This window comes from Rhizobium croatiense (assembly GCF_019793465.1).
In the GTDB taxonomy this organism is placed as follows: domain Bacteria; phylum Pseudomonadota; class Alphaproteobacteria; order Rhizobiales; family Rhizobiaceae; genus Rhizobium; species Rhizobium croatiense.
The window spans coordinates 570,001-586,315 of record NZ_JAILYJ010000001.1 but is presented as its reverse complement, the minus strand read 5'-3'; the positions used below and the strand labels follow the sequence as shown (position 1 = coordinate 586,315).

At 63.6% G+C, this 16,315-nt stretch carries 16 protein-coding genes and 1 pseudogene; 12 read left to right on the top strand and 5 right to left on the bottom strand.

What is annotated here, in order from left to right; all coding sequences use genetic code 11:
* Together K6M89_RS02695 and K6M89_RS02690 are read left to right on the top strand one after the other, a co-directional pair.
* A pseudogene (locus tag K6M89_RS02695) lies at nt 1-131 on the top strand (ThuA domain-containing protein); the annotation flags it as partial.
* 103 nt (nt 132-234) lie between these two features.
* A complete protein-coding gene (locus tag K6M89_RS02690) occupies nt 235-1,272 on the top strand; it encodes a Gfo/Idh/MocA family protein (protein ID WP_222138350.1) in 1,038 nt (345 codons plus the stop codon).
* A gap of 155 nt (nt 1,273-1,427) precedes the next feature.
* Here K6M89_RS02690 and K6M89_RS02685 read toward each other — a convergent pair whose 3' ends face one another.
* The 5 genes from K6M89_RS02685 to K6M89_RS02665 form a co-directional block, all read right to left on the bottom strand.
* Nucleotides 1,428-1,820, bottom strand: a complete 393-nt coding sequence (locus K6M89_RS02685; RefSeq protein ID WP_097581524.1) for a DUF4112 domain-containing protein — start codon at nt 1,818-1,820, stop codon at nt 1,428-1,430.
* 165 nt (nt 1,821-1,985) lie between these two features.
* Nucleotides 1,986-3,059, bottom strand: coding sequence for an alcohol dehydrogenase family protein (locus tag K6M89_RS02680; RefSeq protein ID WP_222138349.1), 1,074 nt, complete (start codon nt 3,057-3,059; stop codon nt 1,986-1,988).
* Between the two features lie 11 nt (nt 3,060-3,070).
* Complete coding sequence (locus tag K6M89_RS02675) at nt 3,071-4,450, bottom strand: aspartate aminotransferase family protein (RefSeq protein WP_222138348.1); 1,380 nt, start codon at nt 4,448-4,450, stop codon at nt 3,071-3,073.
* 28 nt (nt 4,451-4,478) lie between these two features.
* Nucleotides 4,479-5,975 carry an NAD-dependent succinate-semialdehyde dehydrogenase gene (locus K6M89_RS02670; protein ID WP_222138347.1) on the bottom strand — a complete coding sequence of 499 codons (1,497 nt, stop codon included), beginning with the start codon at nt 5,973-5,975 and terminating at the stop codon, nt 4,479-4,481.
* A 120-nt stretch (nt 5,976-6,095) separates the two neighbouring features.
* Nucleotides 6,096-6,593 (bottom strand): Lrp/AsnC family transcriptional regulator, encoded by a 498-nt coding sequence (locus tag K6M89_RS02665; RefSeq protein WP_097581519.1) that lies wholly within the window; start codon nt 6,591-6,593, stop codon nt 6,096-6,098.
* Between the two features lie 101 nt (nt 6,594-6,694).
* On the opposite strand from K6M89_RS02665, the gene ehuR reads away from it, so the two are divergent.
* The 10 genes from ehuR to doeB all read left to right on the top strand — a co-directional run bounded on the left by ehuR (nt 6,695) and on the right by doeB (nt 16,298).
* Nucleotides 6,695-8,080, top strand: coding sequence for a MocR-like ectoine utilization transcription factor EhuR (ehuR, locus tag K6M89_RS02660; protein ID WP_222138346.1), 1,386 nt, complete (start codon nt 6,695-6,697; stop codon nt 8,078-8,080).
* Nucleotides 8,081-8,202: 122 nt separating this feature from the next.
* Nucleotides 8,203-8,988: an ectoine/hydroxyectoine ABC transporter ATP-binding protein EhuA gene (gene ehuA, locus K6M89_RS02655; RefSeq protein ID WP_222138345.1), complete on the top strand. Its 786-nt coding sequence runs from the start codon at nt 8,203-8,205 to the stop codon at nt 8,986-8,988.
* A gap of 58 nt (nt 8,989-9,046) precedes the next feature.
* A complete protein-coding gene (ehuB, locus tag K6M89_RS02650) occupies nt 9,047-9,892 on the top strand; it encodes an ectoine/hydroxyectoine ABC transporter substrate-binding protein EhuB (protein WP_222138344.1) in 846 nt (281 codons plus the stop codon).
* 80 nt (nt 9,893-9,972) lie between these two features.
* Entirely contained in the window at nt 9,973-10,632 is a 660-nt protein-coding gene (gene ehuC / locus K6M89_RS02645; protein ID WP_097581515.1) for an ectoine/hydroxyectoine ABC transporter permease subunit EhuC, read from the top strand.
* A gap of 4 nt (nt 10,633-10,636) precedes the next feature.
* Complete coding sequence (gene ehuD, locus K6M89_RS02640) at nt 10,637-11,296, top strand: ectoine/hydroxyectoine ABC transporter permease subunit EhuD (protein WP_222138343.1); 660 nt, start codon at nt 10,637-10,639, stop codon at nt 11,294-11,296.
* 1 nt (nt 11,297) lies between these two features.
* The gene (gene eutA, locus K6M89_RS02635; RefSeq protein WP_222138342.1) at nt 11,298-12,074 is read left to right on the top strand and encodes an ectoine utilization protein EutA; all 777 of its coding nucleotides are present in this window, start codon (nt 11,298-11,300) and stop codon (nt 12,072-12,074) included.
* 4 nt (nt 12,075-12,078) lie between these two features.
* Entirely contained in the window at nt 12,079-13,080 is a 1,002-nt protein-coding gene (gene eutB / locus K6M89_RS02630) for a hydroxyectoine utilization dehydratase EutB (protein ID WP_222138341.1), read from the top strand.
* Nucleotides 13,077-14,069: an ectoine utilization protein EutC gene (gene eutC, locus K6M89_RS02625; RefSeq protein ID WP_097581509.1), complete on the top strand. Its 993-nt coding sequence runs from the start codon at nt 13,077-13,079 to the stop codon at nt 14,067-14,069. Before eutB ends, eutC begins: the two co-directional genes overlap by 4 nt.
* A 32-nt stretch (nt 14,070-14,101) precedes the next feature.
* A complete protein-coding gene (gene doeA, locus K6M89_RS02620) occupies nt 14,102-15,283 on the top strand; it encodes an ectoine hydrolase DoeA (protein WP_222138340.1) in 1,182 nt (393 codons plus the stop codon).
* Nucleotides 15,284-15,290: 7 nt separating this feature from the next.
* A complete protein-coding gene (gene doeB, locus K6M89_RS02615) occupies nt 15,291-16,298 on the top strand; it encodes a N(2)-acetyl-L-2,4-diaminobutanoate deacetylase DoeB (protein WP_222138339.1) in 1,008 nt (335 codons plus the stop codon).
* Nucleotides 16,299-16,315: the final 17 nt, after the last annotated feature.

The following is a 16,315-nucleotide window of genomic DNA, read 5'->3' as shown; positions in this document are numbered from 1 at the left end:
GGGCGTACAACCCGCAAGGGGCGTTGACTGCTATTACCGACGCTCCAAATGTGCCGGTAGAAAAGGCGCTGGAGCCGATCATCGAACGCGGCCCGAAACTGCACCAGGCCGGCGAAGCCGGTTACCGATAAGAGATGAGACGCCGTGGGCGCGGGCGCCGCGTTCGGCTCCGCAAGACGCCGCGATGATCTCGCTGCCGCTCACGCTTCGCTGGACAACCATGAGGACAAAAGAATGCGCTTGATCATTCTCGGAACCGGAGGATGGGCAAATACCCACGCCATGCATTTTTCCGAAATCACCGGGGTCAAAATTGTCGCTGCCGTTGATACGGACGAGGTCCGGCTGCGGGCTTTCGCGCTCAGGCACGATATCCCGCTGACTTTCACGTCGCTTGATGACGCCCTTGCCTGGGGCGAGTTTGACGCCGTCACCAATGTGACGCCGGATCGCGCCCATTATTCCACGACGATGAAGTTACTCGGCGCCGGCAAACATGTGCTCTGCGAGAAGCCGCTGGCGGTCAACTACCGCGAAGCCAAAGAGATGGCTGACGCCGCGGCGGCATCCGGCAAGGTCACGATGATAAACCTCACCTATCGCAACGTGGCGCCGCTTCAGGCAGCCCGCAAGATGGTGCTGGACGGGCGCCTCGGCGCGATCCGCCACTTCGAAGCGTCCTATCTCCAGAGCTGGCTCGTCTCGAAGGCCTGGGGCGACTGGACCAAGGAATCGCAATGGCTCTGGCGGCTGTCGACGAAGCATGGCTCCAACGGTGTGCTGGGCGATGTCGGTATCCATATTCTCGACTTCGCGGTTTTTGCCGCGGGAAGCGACGTCAAGGCGGCAGCATCGCACCTCAAGGTGTTCGACAAGAGCCCCGGGAACAGGATCGGCGAGTACGACCTCGACGCAAATGACAGTTTCCTGATGATGGCCGAACTCGAAAACGGTGCGGCTGGGGTCATCCATGCGACGCGCTGGGCAACCGGCCATCTGAACGAGCTGCGGCTGCGCCTGCATGGGGACAAGGGCGCCCTTGAGGTGGTGCATACGCCTGAGGGTTCGACTCTCAGGGTCTGCGAAGGCGCCGATGCCGACAAGGCGATCTGGCGCACGATCGAGGTCGAGCCGGTCATCACCAACTTCCAGCGCTTTGCAAAGGCCGTGCGAAAGGGGCAGCCGGATGAGCCGGGTTTCAGCCACGCCGCCAAGCTGCAATTTGTTCTCGATCACGCCGTAAAGACGGCTGGTGCTCTGACCGAGCTTTAGTGCATGTCGCCCGGAGGTGTGCAGCGGTTCCGGGACAAGGACATGCACAAAACAAAGGGCTAAAGCGCGTCGCGTGAATCAAATTTGATGCGACGCGCTTTAGACGAAAGCAGTCCGGTATTGCTCGGCGTCGTAAGGCGCGGGCGCCGGCCGCGTCACATGCGGCGGTTCAGTTCCTCTTCGCTCACACCGAAGTGGTCCAGGATGATGGCGACGTTCCGGCGGTGAGACTTGAAATAGACGTCGAAGATATCGCCGATCAGGGGAACCGTGCCGCAGGCGGCGTCGACGCCGAGATTGACCGCCATGCGGGCGAGCTTATGGGCGGGAAGGCCAAGGCGCCGTGCCTCGTCGATAATGAAAAGGCCGATGAGGGAGCCGGCAACGTCGCCGACCGCCGGGATGAGGCCGAGGACCGAATCCGCACCGATCCGTACGCCGATCAAAGGCAGTCGGACTGCCGTATCCATCAGCCGTGCTATGCCCACAGCACGGCGAATCTTTCCGAGTTCGGCGGGGGTGAGGTATGTCGTCTTGGCGGCTGGCATCAGAGACCTTCTGGCGCGACCGGCGGTTTCGCCTCTCTCAACGCCGCAGAGACGCCCCAGATTGCCTGGCGCAACGAATGGCCGATGTGATCGCAACGATTGTCCATGGCCGTGAAACGCCGATACGCCGATAAGGTTCGCCAACGGCGCGATCGGAATCTCGCCTTATCCTGGGTCGGGCACCACGACCAATTTGCCCACGAAATTCTTCGCCATGAACTCGGTCTGGGCGCGATGGAATTCCGACAGCGGATAGACACCGCCGACGAGAGGCCGGATCTTGCGGCTTTCGATATAACCGATGAGGCGGCGAAAATCGGCGCGGCTTCCCTGGCTCGATCCGTGCAGCTCCAGCTGCTTCAGATACATGGTCCTGAGATCGAGCTGGACGACCGGGCCGCCGATGGCGCCGGCTGTCGTATAGCGGCCTTCGGGGCGCAGGATCTTCAGGAGGTCGTTGAACAGCGGCCCGCCGACGAGATCGGCGACGACATCGATCGGCTGGTCACGACTTGCGGAATGGACGGCTTCGACCAGATCGCCCTTGCCACGGGTCACCACAGCTTCGGCGCCGATCTCGAGCATCGCCGCCTCCTTGCCGGGACCGGCGACGGCGATCGGGATGGCGCCGCGGGCACGCGCAAGCTGGATGATCGCCGACCCGACACCGCCCGAGGCGCCGGTGACGAGGACGCGTTCGGCGGTGGCAAGCCGCGCCCGTTCCAGCATGCGCTCACCGGTCAGATAGGCGCAGCAGAAGGTGGCGAGCTCGATATCGGTCAAATCGGTTGCAACGACATGGGCGTTTTCGGCCGGCAGCGCCATATATTCGGCGTAGCCGCCGTCGCGGCCATGACCCATGTAGTCAATGTCGGCGAGACTGTCGTCGTCGCGATTATAGATCGAGAAGTCGACCATGACGCGTTCGCCGATGCGCGCGGGGTCGATACCGCGGCCAACGCCGACAATGTGGCCAACCGTATCGGTGCCCTGAATGCGCGGGAATGTCAGCGTATTGCCCCGCCTGCGCCAGGTCGAGATTGCGGAGGGGTCGTCCTCGGTGCCATAGGCGCCTTCACGGACCCAAACGTCGGTATTGTTCATGCCGCAGGCGGTGACGCGGATCAGCACCTCGCCCTCCGCCGGCGCCGGAACGGGGACGTCGGTGCGGTAGGCGAGCTTCTCCAATCCGCCATGGCCGGTGAGCAAAACGGCTGCCATCTTTTCCGGGATCGTCATGCGGCTTCTCCTCAGATGTTCTTGAAGACGCTTTCGATCGCGTCCGCTGTCGCCTTGACGACAATGTCCGCCTCCCCAGGCGTCAGGCAGAGCGGCGGCGCAAAGCCGAGGATGTCGCCCTGTGGCATGGCGCGGCCGATGACGCCGCGTTCGAGAAGGGCGGAAGCGACTTGCGGGCCGATCTTGCGGCCGGGATCGAAAAATTTCCGATCATCCCTGTCCTCGACGAATTCGACGGCTGCCATCAGGCCGTCGCCGCGGACGTCACCGACGTTGCGATGGCTGCCCACTGCCTTCGCCAGTTCCGAGCGGAAATAGGCGCCGGTCGTGCCGGCATTTTCGACGATCTCCATTTCGTCGATCAGTTCGAGGTTGGCGATGCCGGCGGCGGCGCAGATCGGATGGGCGGAATAGGTCCAGCCGTGGCCGATCGCTCCCAATTCATCGGAACCCTGCACCAGCACCTGCCACATCCTGCTCGAAACGATGCTGCCGGAAAGCGGGGCATAGGCGGAGGTCAGGCCCTTGGCGATGGTGATCAGATCCGGCTTCATCCCATAGTGATCCGAGCCGAACATCGTGCCGAGACGGCCGAAGCCGGTGACGACTTCGTCGGCAACAAGCAGGATGTCGTATTTGTCGAGCACGGCCTGGATCTTCTGCCAGTAACCTTGCGGCGGCGGCACGATGCCGCCGGTGCCGAGGATTGGTTCGCCGATGAAGGCTGCGATGGTATCGGGGCCTTCGGCGAGGATCATCTCCTCCAGTCTGTCGGCGCAATACTGCGAGAACTGTTCCTCGTTCATCGAGCGGTCGGGACGACGGAAATAATAGGGCGCCTCGGTGTGAAGGATCGGCACACGCGGCAGGTCGAAGGCATTGTGGAAGAGTGCAAGACCGGTGAGGCTGCCGGTCATGACGCCGGAGCCGTGATAACCGCGCCAGCGGGAGATGATCTTCTTTTTCTCCGGGCGGCCGAGGATGTTGTTGTAATACCAGATAAGCTTGATGTTGGTCTCGTTGGCATCCGAGCCGGAAAGGCCGAAATAGACGCGGCTCATGCCATCGGGCGCGCGGTCAATGATCATCTTCGACAGCGCGATCGAGGCTTCCGTGCCGTGGCCGACATAGGCGTGGTAATAGGCGAGGTTCTTCGCCTGTTCGGCGATCGCGTCGGTGATCTTCTGGCGGCCGTAGCCGACATTGACGCAATAGAGCCCGGCAAAGGCATCGAGGCTTTTGCGGCCGCTCGTGTCGGTGATGTAGACGCCTTCGCCGCCGGCGACGACACGGGTCGGCGTCTCGCCGCGCGCATGCATGCCCATATGGGTCGAGGGGTGGAAGAAGTGATCGCGGTCCCAGGCGGTGAGTTCGTTGCTTTTGTCGAGCATGTCCTGTCCTCTTCTTGAAATTGGGTGCTCAGGCGGCGGTGTCGATGCAGAGATATTTGAGTTCGGTGAAGGCCTCGAGTCCGTGGCGCGAGCCCTCGCGGCCGAGGCCAGACTGCTTCCAGCCGCCGAAGGGAATGGGGCCGCCGGTGATCTTCACGCGGTTGACCGCCACCATGCCATATTCCAGCGCACGGCCGAGACGCATCTGACGGGCGCCGTTCTCGGTAACCACATAGGCGACGAGGCCGTATTCGCTATCATTGGCGCGGGCAACGACCTCTTCTTCGGTGTCGAAGGTGGTCAGCGCCGCCACAGGCCCGAAAGTTTCCTCACGCATGATCAGCGCATTCGCCGGCACATCCGTCAAAAGCGTCGGCCGATAGAAGAGCCGGCCGGCCTTGTGGCGGCTGCCGCCGATGACGAGCCGGGCGCCCTGCGCCAGCGCGTCGGCGACCTGCTCCTCAACCTTGACGACGGCGCGTTCATGCATCAGCGGGCCGATCTCGCTTCCTTCCTCAAGCCCTGCGCCGACCTTCAGCTCGCCGATGCGGGCGGCAAAGGCCTTGGCGAAGGCATCGGCGATGCGCCGCTGGACGAAGATGCGGTTGGCGGCAAGGCAATCCTGGCCGGATGTGGCGAACTTGGCGTCAACGGCGATCTCGACCGCTTTTGCGACATCGGCATCGTCGAAGACGATCAGCGGCGCGTGGCCGCCGAGCTCCATCACCAGCCGTTTCATCGTTGGCGCGCATTGCGCGGCGATCAGGCGGCCGACCTCGGTGGAGCCGGTAAAGCTCATCGCGCGCAGGCGGATATCGGCGCACATGCGTCCGACGATCGTTGCGGCATGGCCGGTGACCACATTGAAGACACCGGCGGGAATGCCGGCCCGTTCACCGAGTTCGGCAAGCGCGAGGGCAGAAAGCGGCGTTTCCGAGGAGGGGTGGGCGACGACGGTGCAGCCGGCGGCAAGCGCGGCGGCCGCCTTTCGGGTGAGCATGGCGGAAGGAAAATTCCAGGGCGTGACGATGCCGACGACGCCGAGCGCCTCGCGCCGGACGATCATTTCCGCCCCGGGCAGATGGCTGGTGACGCTTTCGGCGTTCAGTCGCTTGCCTTCCTCGGCATACCACTCGATGAAGGAGGCGGCGTAATCGATCTCGCCGCGCGCTTCGGCAAGCGGCTTGCCCTGTTCGAGCGTCATGATCAGCGCCAGATCTTCTTTCGCCGCAAGCATCAGCGCGTGCCATCTGCGCAGGATCGCCGCACGGTTCTGCGGCAGCATCGCGCGCCAGACGGCAAGGGCGTCCGACGCCGCATCGATCGCCTTTGCCGTCTCTTCGGCACCGAGGCTCGCAACCCAGGTGAGCGTCGCCGAAGAAGCCGGATCGGTGACGGCGAAGCTCTTTCCCGTTGCACCGGCGATCCACCGGCCGCCGACATAGGCGAGATCGCGCAGGAGGTGACGATCGGCGAGCCGCGACAGCGCGTCGTGATAGGCGGGGCGGGCAAAAACGGCAGTCATGTCCAATCTCCTCGTTGCGGTGACGTGAAGTCTTCCACAGGAGCGGCTGAGAGATTGTCCTTTGGCGATGGCGAAAAGAGAGAAACGGGCTAAAGCACAGCCGCCGGAAAGAGAGATTGTCTAGGAAGCGCTTTCCTCATCGCCGGACGCGGCGAAGGAAGAGACCGGAACGACTGCTTCCTCCTTCACCGTTTTGGTGACGATATAGGTGAAGTAGCGGTCGATGCCGAGTTCGCGGTCGAGAAGCCCATCGACCAGTCGCTGGTAGGCGTCGATGTCGGCCGTCATGATCTTCAGAATGTAATCGACGCCACCACCCACCGACCAGCAGGCGACGACCTCGGGGATTGCGGCAATGGTACGTTCGAAGCGCTCGAAATCGGCCTGGCGGTGATTGGCGAGCGTCACTTCCATCATCACGCTGGCAACCGGCGCGATGCGCCGCGGGGCGATGCGGGCGTGGTAGCCGGTGATAACACCGGCCTTTTCAAGCTTGCGCAGCCGCATCCAGCACGGCGTCGGCGACAGTCCGGCCTTTTCGGCCAGCGCCAGCTTGGTGATGCGGCCGTCGCGCTGGACGGCGTCGAGAATGCGCAGGTCGATGGCGTCGAGCTTCATGGTGCTTTCTTCAGAAAGAAATCATTTCAAACGCAGCGAAAAGACAATGAAAGCGCATTTTGGCATTGTCAATTGAACTGATTTTCAGCAGTGTTGAAATCATGACAAAGTGGCGCCCCGATCCCTCTCAACTCCGCCGGCCGGCCTATCTTTCACTCGCCGAGCAGATCGCCAACGCGATCACCGACGGCAAGCTCTCCGACGGGGTGCAATTGCCGCCGCATCGCAAGCTGGCGGATGATCTGCATCTTTCCGTGCAGACGGTGAGCCGCGCCTATGACGAGCTGAGCCGTCGGGGGCTGATCGCAGGCGAGATCGGCCGCGGCAGTTTCGTGCAGACGCGGCCGCCTGAGCCGGAGCCGCCCTATCTGCCGGAACGGCTGGGCGAGGTGATCGATCTGTCGATCCTGAAGCCGGTCTGCGAGCAGATTCATCTGGAAAAAATGCGCCAGGCGTTCGGCTGGCTTTCCGAAAACCTGCCTTCCAGCTCTGCCCTGTCGTTCCGGCCGAATATGGTGTTTCCGCGTCACCGCGTCGTCGCCACCGAATGGCTGGCGCGCTGCGGACTCGACGTGTCGCCGCTGAACATCAGCCTGACGAATGGCGCGACCTCCGGCATGACGGTGGCGCTGATGAGCGTCGCACCGCCCGGCTCGACGATTGCGACCGAAGCGGTCAGCCACCATACGCTGGTGCCGCTCTGCGGCTATCTCGGCCTGCACCTCGAAGGGTTGGCGATCGACGAGGAAGGCATGATCCCCGAAGCGCTGGACGAGGCCTGCCGGACCGGGCCGATCCGGGCAATTTTCCTGCAGCCCTCGGTGATCAATCCGATGGCGGCGCTGATGAGCGCCGAGCGCCGGCAGGCGCTTGCCGCCGTCGCCGCCAAGCATGACATAGCGATCATCGAAAACGACATTCTCGGGCCGATGATCGAGGACCGGGCGCCGCCGATGGCGGCCTTCGCGCCGGAGCGCACGCTCTACGTCACGAGCTTTACGAAGATCACCGTTCCCGGCCTCAGGATCGGCTACCTCGTCGCGCCCGACCGCTATGTCGCCGCCGTCGCCAACCGGCATCTCGTCTCCAGCTGGATGGCGACGCCTGCCATGGCCGAGATCGCCAGCCGCTGGGTCAGCGACGGCACGGCGATTGAACTTGTCAACTGGCAGCGCCGCGCCCTTGTCGGACGCCACGCGATCGCGGCGGAGATGCTGGCCGGCCTGTCCTATCGAACGCACCCGCAAAGCCTGCATGTATGGCTGCCGCTGTCCGGCAGCCATACAGAGGATGGTTTCGTGTCGCAGGCAAGGCTGCGCGGCGTGGCGATTGCGCCGGGCAAATCCTTCCACACCACCGATCACGGCTGGACGCCGGCGGTGCGCATCTCGCTCGGCTCGACGACGGAAGGCGAGCTGCGGACAGGACTCGGGATCGTTGCCTCGCTGGCGCAGGGAAATCCGGAGGAACTGCTGCTTGCGATTTGACGCTGCTGCCGCATTTGCCGGCAGGCGCAGAATAATTGTCATGATATTATTTTACGAATTGACATGATTTTCGTGGGCCGTCATCGTTAGGTCATTGCTTGTCTCAACAAGGAGAGACATGAATGCCTGCGCCCATCATCCGCATCGACAACATCGTCAAGAGATACGGTCCGCTGACCGTGCTCGACGGCCTGTCGATGAATGTCATGCCGGGCGAGAAACTGGCGCTGATCGGGCCGTCCGGCTCCGGCAAGACGACGATCCTGCGCATCCTGATGACGCTGGAGACGATCAGCGGCGGCCATATCGAGGTCGACGGCGAGCAGCTCTACCACATGCCTGGCGGCAGCGGGCTGGTGGCGGCCGATGAGCGGCACCTGCATCGCATGCGGGAAAAGATCGGCATGGTCTTCCAGCACTTCAACCTGTTCCCGCATAAATGCGTCCTCGACAACGTGACGCTGGCGCCGATGCTGACCAAGGGCATCAAGCGGCCGCAAGCCGAGAAGCGGGCGATGGAGCTTCTCGATATGGTCGGCCTTGCCGACAAGGCGAAAAGCGTGCCGGCGCAGCTTTCCGGCGGGCAGAAGCAGCGCGTCGCCATTGCCCGCGCGCTGGCGCTGTCGCCGAAGATCATGCTGTTCGACGAGGTGACTTCGGCGCTCGACCCGGAACTGGTCGAGGAGGTGCTGAACGTTATGCGAAAGCTCGCCTCCGAGACCGACATGACGATGCTTCTCGTCACCCATGAGATGGGTTTTGCCCATGATTTCGCCGACCGCGTGCTGTTTTTCGATCGCGGCAAGATCGTCGAGGAAGGCAAGCCGGCCGACATCTTTCGCAATCCGACGCAGGAGAGGACGCAGACCTTCCTGCGCAAGATCATTGCGGCAGGGCACCGCGTCTGACCTCAGACATTGCCCGCAAGAACAAAACGCAAAGAGAAAGCCAGAGGAGTTGGGAACGATGAAAGCAGGATATTTTTTGAGCGCCGCCAGCCTGTCGGCGCTTCTGGTTACGGCGGTCGCCCCGGCCTCCGCCGATGACAAGCTCGAACAGCTGAAGGAACAGGGTTTTGCCCGCATCGCCATCGCCAACGAGCCGCCGTTCACCGCCGTCGGCGCCGACGGCAAGGTGTCGGGCGCCGCGCCCGACGTGGCACGCGCCATCTTCGAAAAGCTTGGCGTCAAGGAAGTCGTCGCCTCGATCTCGGAATATGGCGCGATGATCCCCGGCCTGCAGGCCGGCCGCCACGACGCGATCACCGCCGGCCTCTTCATGAAGCCGGAGCGTTGCAATGCCGTTGCCTATTCCGAACCGATCCTTTGCGATGCCGAGGCCTTTGCCCTCAAGAAAGGCAACCCGCTGAAGTTGACGAGCTACAAGGATATTGCCGACAATCCGGATGCCAAGATCGGCGCGCCGGGCGGCGGCACCGAGGAGAAGCTGGCGCTGGAAGCCGGTGTGCCGCGCGACCGCGTCATCGTCGTTCCGGATGGGCAGAGCGGCATCAAGATGCTGCAGGACGGCCGCATCGACGTCTATTCGCTGCCGGTTCTGTCGATCCACGATCTGATGGCGAAGGCGAAGGATCCGAACCTCGAAACCGTCGCCCCCGTCGTCAATGCACCGGTCTATTGCGATGGCGCCGCCTTCCGCAAGCAGGACGTTGCGCTGCGCGATGCCTTCGATGTCGAGCTGAAGAAGCTGAAGGAATCCGGCGAATTCGCCAAGATCATTGAACCCTACGGCTTCTCGGCCAAGGCGGCGATGTCGACGAGCCGCGAAAAGCTCTGCGCCCCGGCCAAGTAAACTGACGTGAGAACGCCGGCCATGGGCAGGGCGCATGGCCGATGTGCTCCTCAAACGATCTCCAGAGAAGCGAGTTGCCGATGTCGGTATGGTCCGGCTATCTGACACTGATCCTTCAGGGCGCCCTGGTGACGCTCCAGCTGACGGTCATGGGCTCGGCGCTGGCGCTTGTCATGGCCTTCCTGGCCGGTCTCGGCCGCCTGTCGCGCTTCTTTGCCGTCCGGGCTCTGGCAACCGCCTATATCGAATTCTTTCGCGGCACCTCGATCTTCGTCCAGCTCTTTTGGGTCTATTTCGTGCTGCCCTTCGCAGGGGTGACGCTGACGCCGCTGCAGGCCGGCGTGCTCGCGCTCGGCCTGAATGTCGGCGCCTATGGCGCGGAAGTGGTGCGCGGCGCCGTCAAGGCCGTCGGGCGCGAACAGTCGGAAGCCTGTGTCGCGCTCAACCTGTCGCGCTATCAGCGCATGCGCCACGTCATCCTGCCGCAGGCGCTGCCGCTGATGCTGCCGACCTTCTGCAACAATGCGATCGAGCTATTGAAGGGCACGGCCGTGGTGTCGCTGATCTCGCTGACGGACATGACCTTCCAGGCGCAGGTGGTGCGGGCGCAGACCGGCAACACGCTGGTGCCCTTCGCAACGATCCTCATCCTCTATTTTCTCATGGCCCTGGCGATTTCGGCGGCAATGCGCTGGCTGGAGCGGCGGATGGCGCGTGCCGTCGATGGCATAAGGACCTGACCAGATGGAATGGGATTGGGATTTCGTCTGGCAGATCATGCCGACCCTTCTCGAAGGGTTCAAGATCACCATACTTGCCACCGTCATCGGCGCTGCGGTCGCCATGGTCGTCGGGCTGGCGCTTGCCATTGTGCGGCGATCCCCCGACGCGGCCGTCTCACGCACGGTCGGTTTGGTCTCGGAATTCATCCGCGGCACGCCGCTGCTGGTGCAGCTCTATTTCATCTTCTACGTGCTGCCGGATATCGGCATCCGGCTGTCGCCGCTCACCGCCGGCGTCATCGGCATGGGCATTCACTATGCGACCTATACCGCCGAGGTCTATCGCGCCGGCATCGAGAATGTGCCGCGCGGACAATGGGAGGCGGCCAAGGCCACCAATCTGACGACGCGCCAGGCCTGGATCCACGTGGTCCTGCCGCAGGCGATCCCGCCGATGATCCCGGCGCTCGCCAACTACTTCATCGCCATGTTCAAGGAGACGCCGCTGCTTTCGGCGATCACCGTGCTCGAACTGATGAACCAGGCAAAGAGCATCGCCAACAGCAATTATCGCTACATCGAGCCGATGACGTTGGTCGGCGTCTTCTTCCTCGTCATCAGCCTGATCTCGGTTCTCGGATTGCGCTGGCTCGAGGAGCGCTACGCCAGGATGGACGACTGACATGACAAGGATCGAAATCATACCCGCCGGCCGGCGGCCGCGACTGGATAACCGGCCACTCGAAAAACGCATCGGCCTCGTCATCCTGGCGACCGACCACACGACCGAAGTCGACTTCCAGCGCATGGTCGCCAGCGACCGCATCGGCGTCTATGTCAGCCGCATCCCCTACGCCAATCCGGTGACGCCTGAGAACCTTTTGAAGATGCAGCCGTCGCTGACGGAAGGCGCCGGGCTGATCCTGCCGGATGAGCCGCTGGACGCGATCATGTATTCCTGCACATCCGCCTCGGTCGTCATCGGCGACCGCAATATCGAGGCGGCGATCCACGCGTCAAAGCCGGGTGCTTCGGTGGTGACTCCGACGGCGGCGGCGGTGAAGGGTCTGAAGGCGCTCGGCGCCCGCCGGATTTCGGTGCTGACGCCTTATACGATCGAGACCAGCCGGCCGATGGCGGATTATTTCGCAGCTCTCGGTTTTGCGATCGACCGCTTCACCTGCCTCGGCCTGAGCGACGATCGCGAGATGGCCCGGATTGCGCCCGATGAGATCGCCGTCTTCGCGCGCGAAGCGCTGGCGCCGCAATCCGATGCGCTGTTCATCTCCTGCACTGCTCTGCGCGCCGCACAAGTCGCCGCCCGCATCGAAGCGGAGACCGGCAAACCGGTGGTGACCAGCAATCTCGCAACCGCCTGGGCCTGCCTGAGGCTCTGCGGCGATGAACGGGCACGGCCCGAGCTCGGTCAGCTGATGAACCGGCCCTATGGGGATGGCTAAGATCATGGCGAGCGCCCTGCCGGTTTCGTTGGAGGACATTCGTGCGGCGGCGCGGCGGATCGACGGCCGGATTGTCCAGACACCCATGGTGCGGTCGGCATCGCTCAGTGAGATTGCCGGCGTTCCGGTCTGGCTGAAGCTCGAACATCATCAGACGACGGGCAGCTTCAAGCTGCGCGGGGCGACCAATGCGGTGCTGTCATTGTCATCGGCGCAACGGGCGCGCGGCGTCGTCGCCGCATCGACCGGAAATCACGGCCGGGCGCTTGCCCATGCCGCGAAGGCGCAAGGCGCGGTCGCGACGATCTGCATGTCGCGGCTGGTACCGGAGAACAAGGTTGCGGAAATCCGCCGTCTCGGCGCCGATGTGCGCATCGTCGGGCGATCGCAGGACGAGGCGCAGCAGGAGGTGAACCGGCTGGTGCGAGAGGAGGGGCTGGTCATGGTCCCGCCCTTCGACAATCCTGACATCGTCGCCGGGCAGGGGACGCTCGGGCTCGAAATCATCGATGCATTGCCGGAGGCGGCGATCGTTCTCGTGCCGCTGTCAGGCGGCGGCCTTGCGGCGGGTGTCGCCGCCGCGGTCAAGGGCGTCAGTCCGAAGGTGAGAGTGATCGGCCTGACGATGGAACAGGGGGCGGCGATGAAGGCGAGCCTCGATGCCGGACGGCCGGTGCAGGTCGAGGAAAAGCCGAGCCTTGCCGACTCGCTTGGCGGCGGCATTGGCCTCGACAATCGCGTGACTTTCGCCATGTGCCGCGCACTTCTCGATGACGTCATCCTGCTGACCGAGGCCGAAATCGCAGCCGGCATGCGCCATGCCTATGCCTGCGAGAGCGAGGTCGTCGAGGGGGCTGGAGCGGTCGGAATTGCAGCGCTGCTGGCCGGAAAGATCCGCTCTGGCGGCCCAGTCGTTGCGATCCTTTCGGGGCGGAATGTCGACATGGAACAGCACCTTCGCGTGATCAACGGCGAGGGTGCGGCGTTCGGGGAGGATCACCCATGAGCCGAATGATTATTCTGACGGAAGCGGAATTGCGCAAGGTTGTGGGGCTCGATCCCGACGCGGTCGCGTGCGTCGAGCAGGCCTTCGCGGCGCTTGCGACGAAGGCGGTCGCCATGCCGCCGATCCTGCGGCTCGACATTCCCGAGTATCGGGGCGAGGTTGATGTGAAGACTGCCTACGTGCCCGGCATCGAGGGTTTCGCGATCAAGATCAGCCCCGGTTTCTTCGACAATCCAAAAATCGGCCTGCCGAGCACCAACGGCATGATGGTGCTGCTGTCGAGCCGGACCGGCCTGGTGCAGGCACTGCTCCTCGACAACGGCTATCTCACCGACGTGCGCACCGCCGCGGCCGGCGCCGTCGCGGCAAAACATCTGTCGCGGCAAAATTCCAGCGTGGCGGCAATCTTCGGCGCCGGCATGCAGGCGCGGCTGCAGCTGGAAGCGATGACGCTGGTGCGGCCGATCCGTGACGCCAGGATATGGGCGCGGGATGCGGCCAAGGCTAAGGGCGTGGCTGCGGAACTGGCGGCAAGGCTCGGCTTTCCCGTCAACGCGATATCCGACCCGCGGCAAGCAATGTCCGGCGCCGATATCGTCGTGACCACCACGCCGGCGGAAAAACCGATCATCGAGGCCGGTTGGCTCGAACCCGGGCAGCATCTGACGGCCATGGGATCGGATGCCGAGCACAAGAACGAGATCGATCCGGCGGCGATCGCCGGCGCCGGCCTCTATGTCGCCGACAGCCTGAAGCAGACGCGCCGGCTGGGCGAGTTACGCCATGCGATCGAAGCGGGCCTCATCGAAGGGGATGCCGATTTCGCCGAACTCGGCCTGATCGTCGCCGGGCGGATGCCGGGCAGGACGAGCAGCGACCAGATCACCATCGCCGACCTCACGGGAACCGGCATTCAGGACACCGCCATCGCCACACTCGCCTTTGCCCGCGCCGGCGCGGCGAATGCCGGCACCACATTCGAAAGCTGACCGGCGCGGCGCCGGACAAGAAGGGAAGAGATATGACCCAGCCCCATCTGAAGTTCTCGCTCGGCGAATATGCCGCGCGGCTGGAAAAGACCCGGCGTGCCATGGAGGCGAAGGGTGTTGACCTGCTTATTGTCAGCGACCCCTCGAACATGGCCTGGCTGACCGGCTATGACGGCTGGTCCTTCTACGTGCATCAGGCGGTGATCGTGCCGCCGCAGGGCGAGCCGATCTGGTTCGGCCGCGGCCAGGACGCCAACGGCGCCAAGCTCACCGCCTACCTCGGCCACGACAATATCGTCGGCTATCCCGATCATTACGTGCAGTCGACCGAGCGCCACCCGATGGACTATCTCTCCGGTATCCTGACGGAGCGCGGCTTCGGCAAGCTGACGATCGGCGTCGAGATGGACAATTACTGGTTCTCCGCCGCCGCCTTTGCCGCGCTGCAGAAGCACCTGCCGAATGCGCGTTTCGTCGATGCGACGGCGCTGGTCAACTGGCAGCGCGCGGTCAAGAGCGCGACCGAAATCCAGTACATGCGCAATGCCGCCCGCATCGTCGAAGCCATGCATGCCCGCATCTTCGACAAGATCGAAGTCGGCATGCGCAAGTGCGACCTGGTGGCGGAAATCTATGACGTCGGCACCCGTGGCGTCGACGGCATCGGCGGCGACTACCCGGCGATCGTGCCGCTGCTGCCGTCCGGCGTCGAAGCATCGGCACCGCATCTGACCTGGGACGACCGGCCGTTGAAGAAGGGCGAGGGTACCTTTTTCGAAATCGCCGGCTGCTACAATCGCTATCACCTGCCGCTGTCGCGCACCGTCTTCCTCGGCAAGCCGACGCAGGCGTTTCTCGATGCCGAAAAAGCGACGCTGGAAGGCATGGCAGCCGGTCTTGCGGTCGCCAAGCCCGGCAACACCTGCGAGGATATCGCCAACGCCTTCTTCGCGGTCTTGAAGAAATACGGCATCATCAAGGACAACCGCACGGGTTACCCGATCGGCCTTTCCTATCCGCCGGACTGGGGCGAGCGCACCATGAGCCTGCGCCCGGGCGACCGGACGGAGCTGAAGCCCGGCATGACCTTCCATTTCATGACAGGCCTCTGGCTCGACGACATGGGGTTCGAGACGACAGAGAGCATTCTCATCACCGAAAGCGGTGTCGAGTGCCTCGCCAACGTGCCGCGCAAGCTGATGGTCAAGGATTGAGGCTGTCATGAATGAGACCCGCTTGCGGCCGTCGCCGATCAGCGCGACGGTGGATTTCGCCGCCGAGGGCGTCCAGCACGGTTTCCTCAGGCTGCCCTACAGCCGCGACGATTCCGCCTGGGGATCGGTGATGATCCCGATAACATTCGTCAGGAACGGCAAGGGGCCGACGGCGCTTCTGACTGGCGGCAATCACGGTGACGAGTATGAGGGACCGATCGCGCTCTTTGATCTCGCCCGCTCGCTGAAGCCTGAGGAGGTGAGCGGCGCTGTCATCATCGTTCCGGCCATGAACTATCCGGCATTCCTTGCGGGAACCAGAACCTCGCCGATCGACAAGGGCAACATGAACCGCAGTTTCCCCGGCCGGCCGGACGGGACGGTGACCGAGAAGATAGCCGATTATTTCCAGCGCACGCTTCTGCCGATGGCGGATATTGTTCTCGACTTCCATTCCGGCGGCAAGACGCTCGATTTTCTGCCCTTCTGCGCCGCGCACATTCTGCCCAACAAGCAACAGGAGCAAAAGGCCTTCGACTTCGTCACGGCGTTTGCCGCCCCTTATTCGATGAAGATGCTGGAGATCGATGCGGTCGGCATGTACGACACGGCGGCCGAGGAAATGGGCAGGATCTTCATCACGACCGAAGTCGGCGGCGGCGGCACCGCGACCGCCAAAAGTGCGGCGATCGCCAAACGCGGCGTGATAAACGTGCTGCGACATGCGGGGATCGTCGCCGGCGCCGTCGATACCGGTCCGACGACCTGGCTGGACATGCCGGATGGCCGTTGTTTCTCCTTCGCGGAGGAGGGGGGATTGATCGAAGCCGTCATCGACCTCGGTGACGTCGTCACCGAGGGTGCGGTCATCGCTCGCATCTATTCGACCGGGCGGACGGGCGAGGCGCCGCGCGAGATCCGCGCAGTCATGGACGGTATTCTCTGTGCCCGGCATTTTCCGGGGCTTGTCAAACCAGGCGACTGCGTTGCGGTGATGGCGACCGTGACGAGCTGAGATGACGGGCAGGCGCG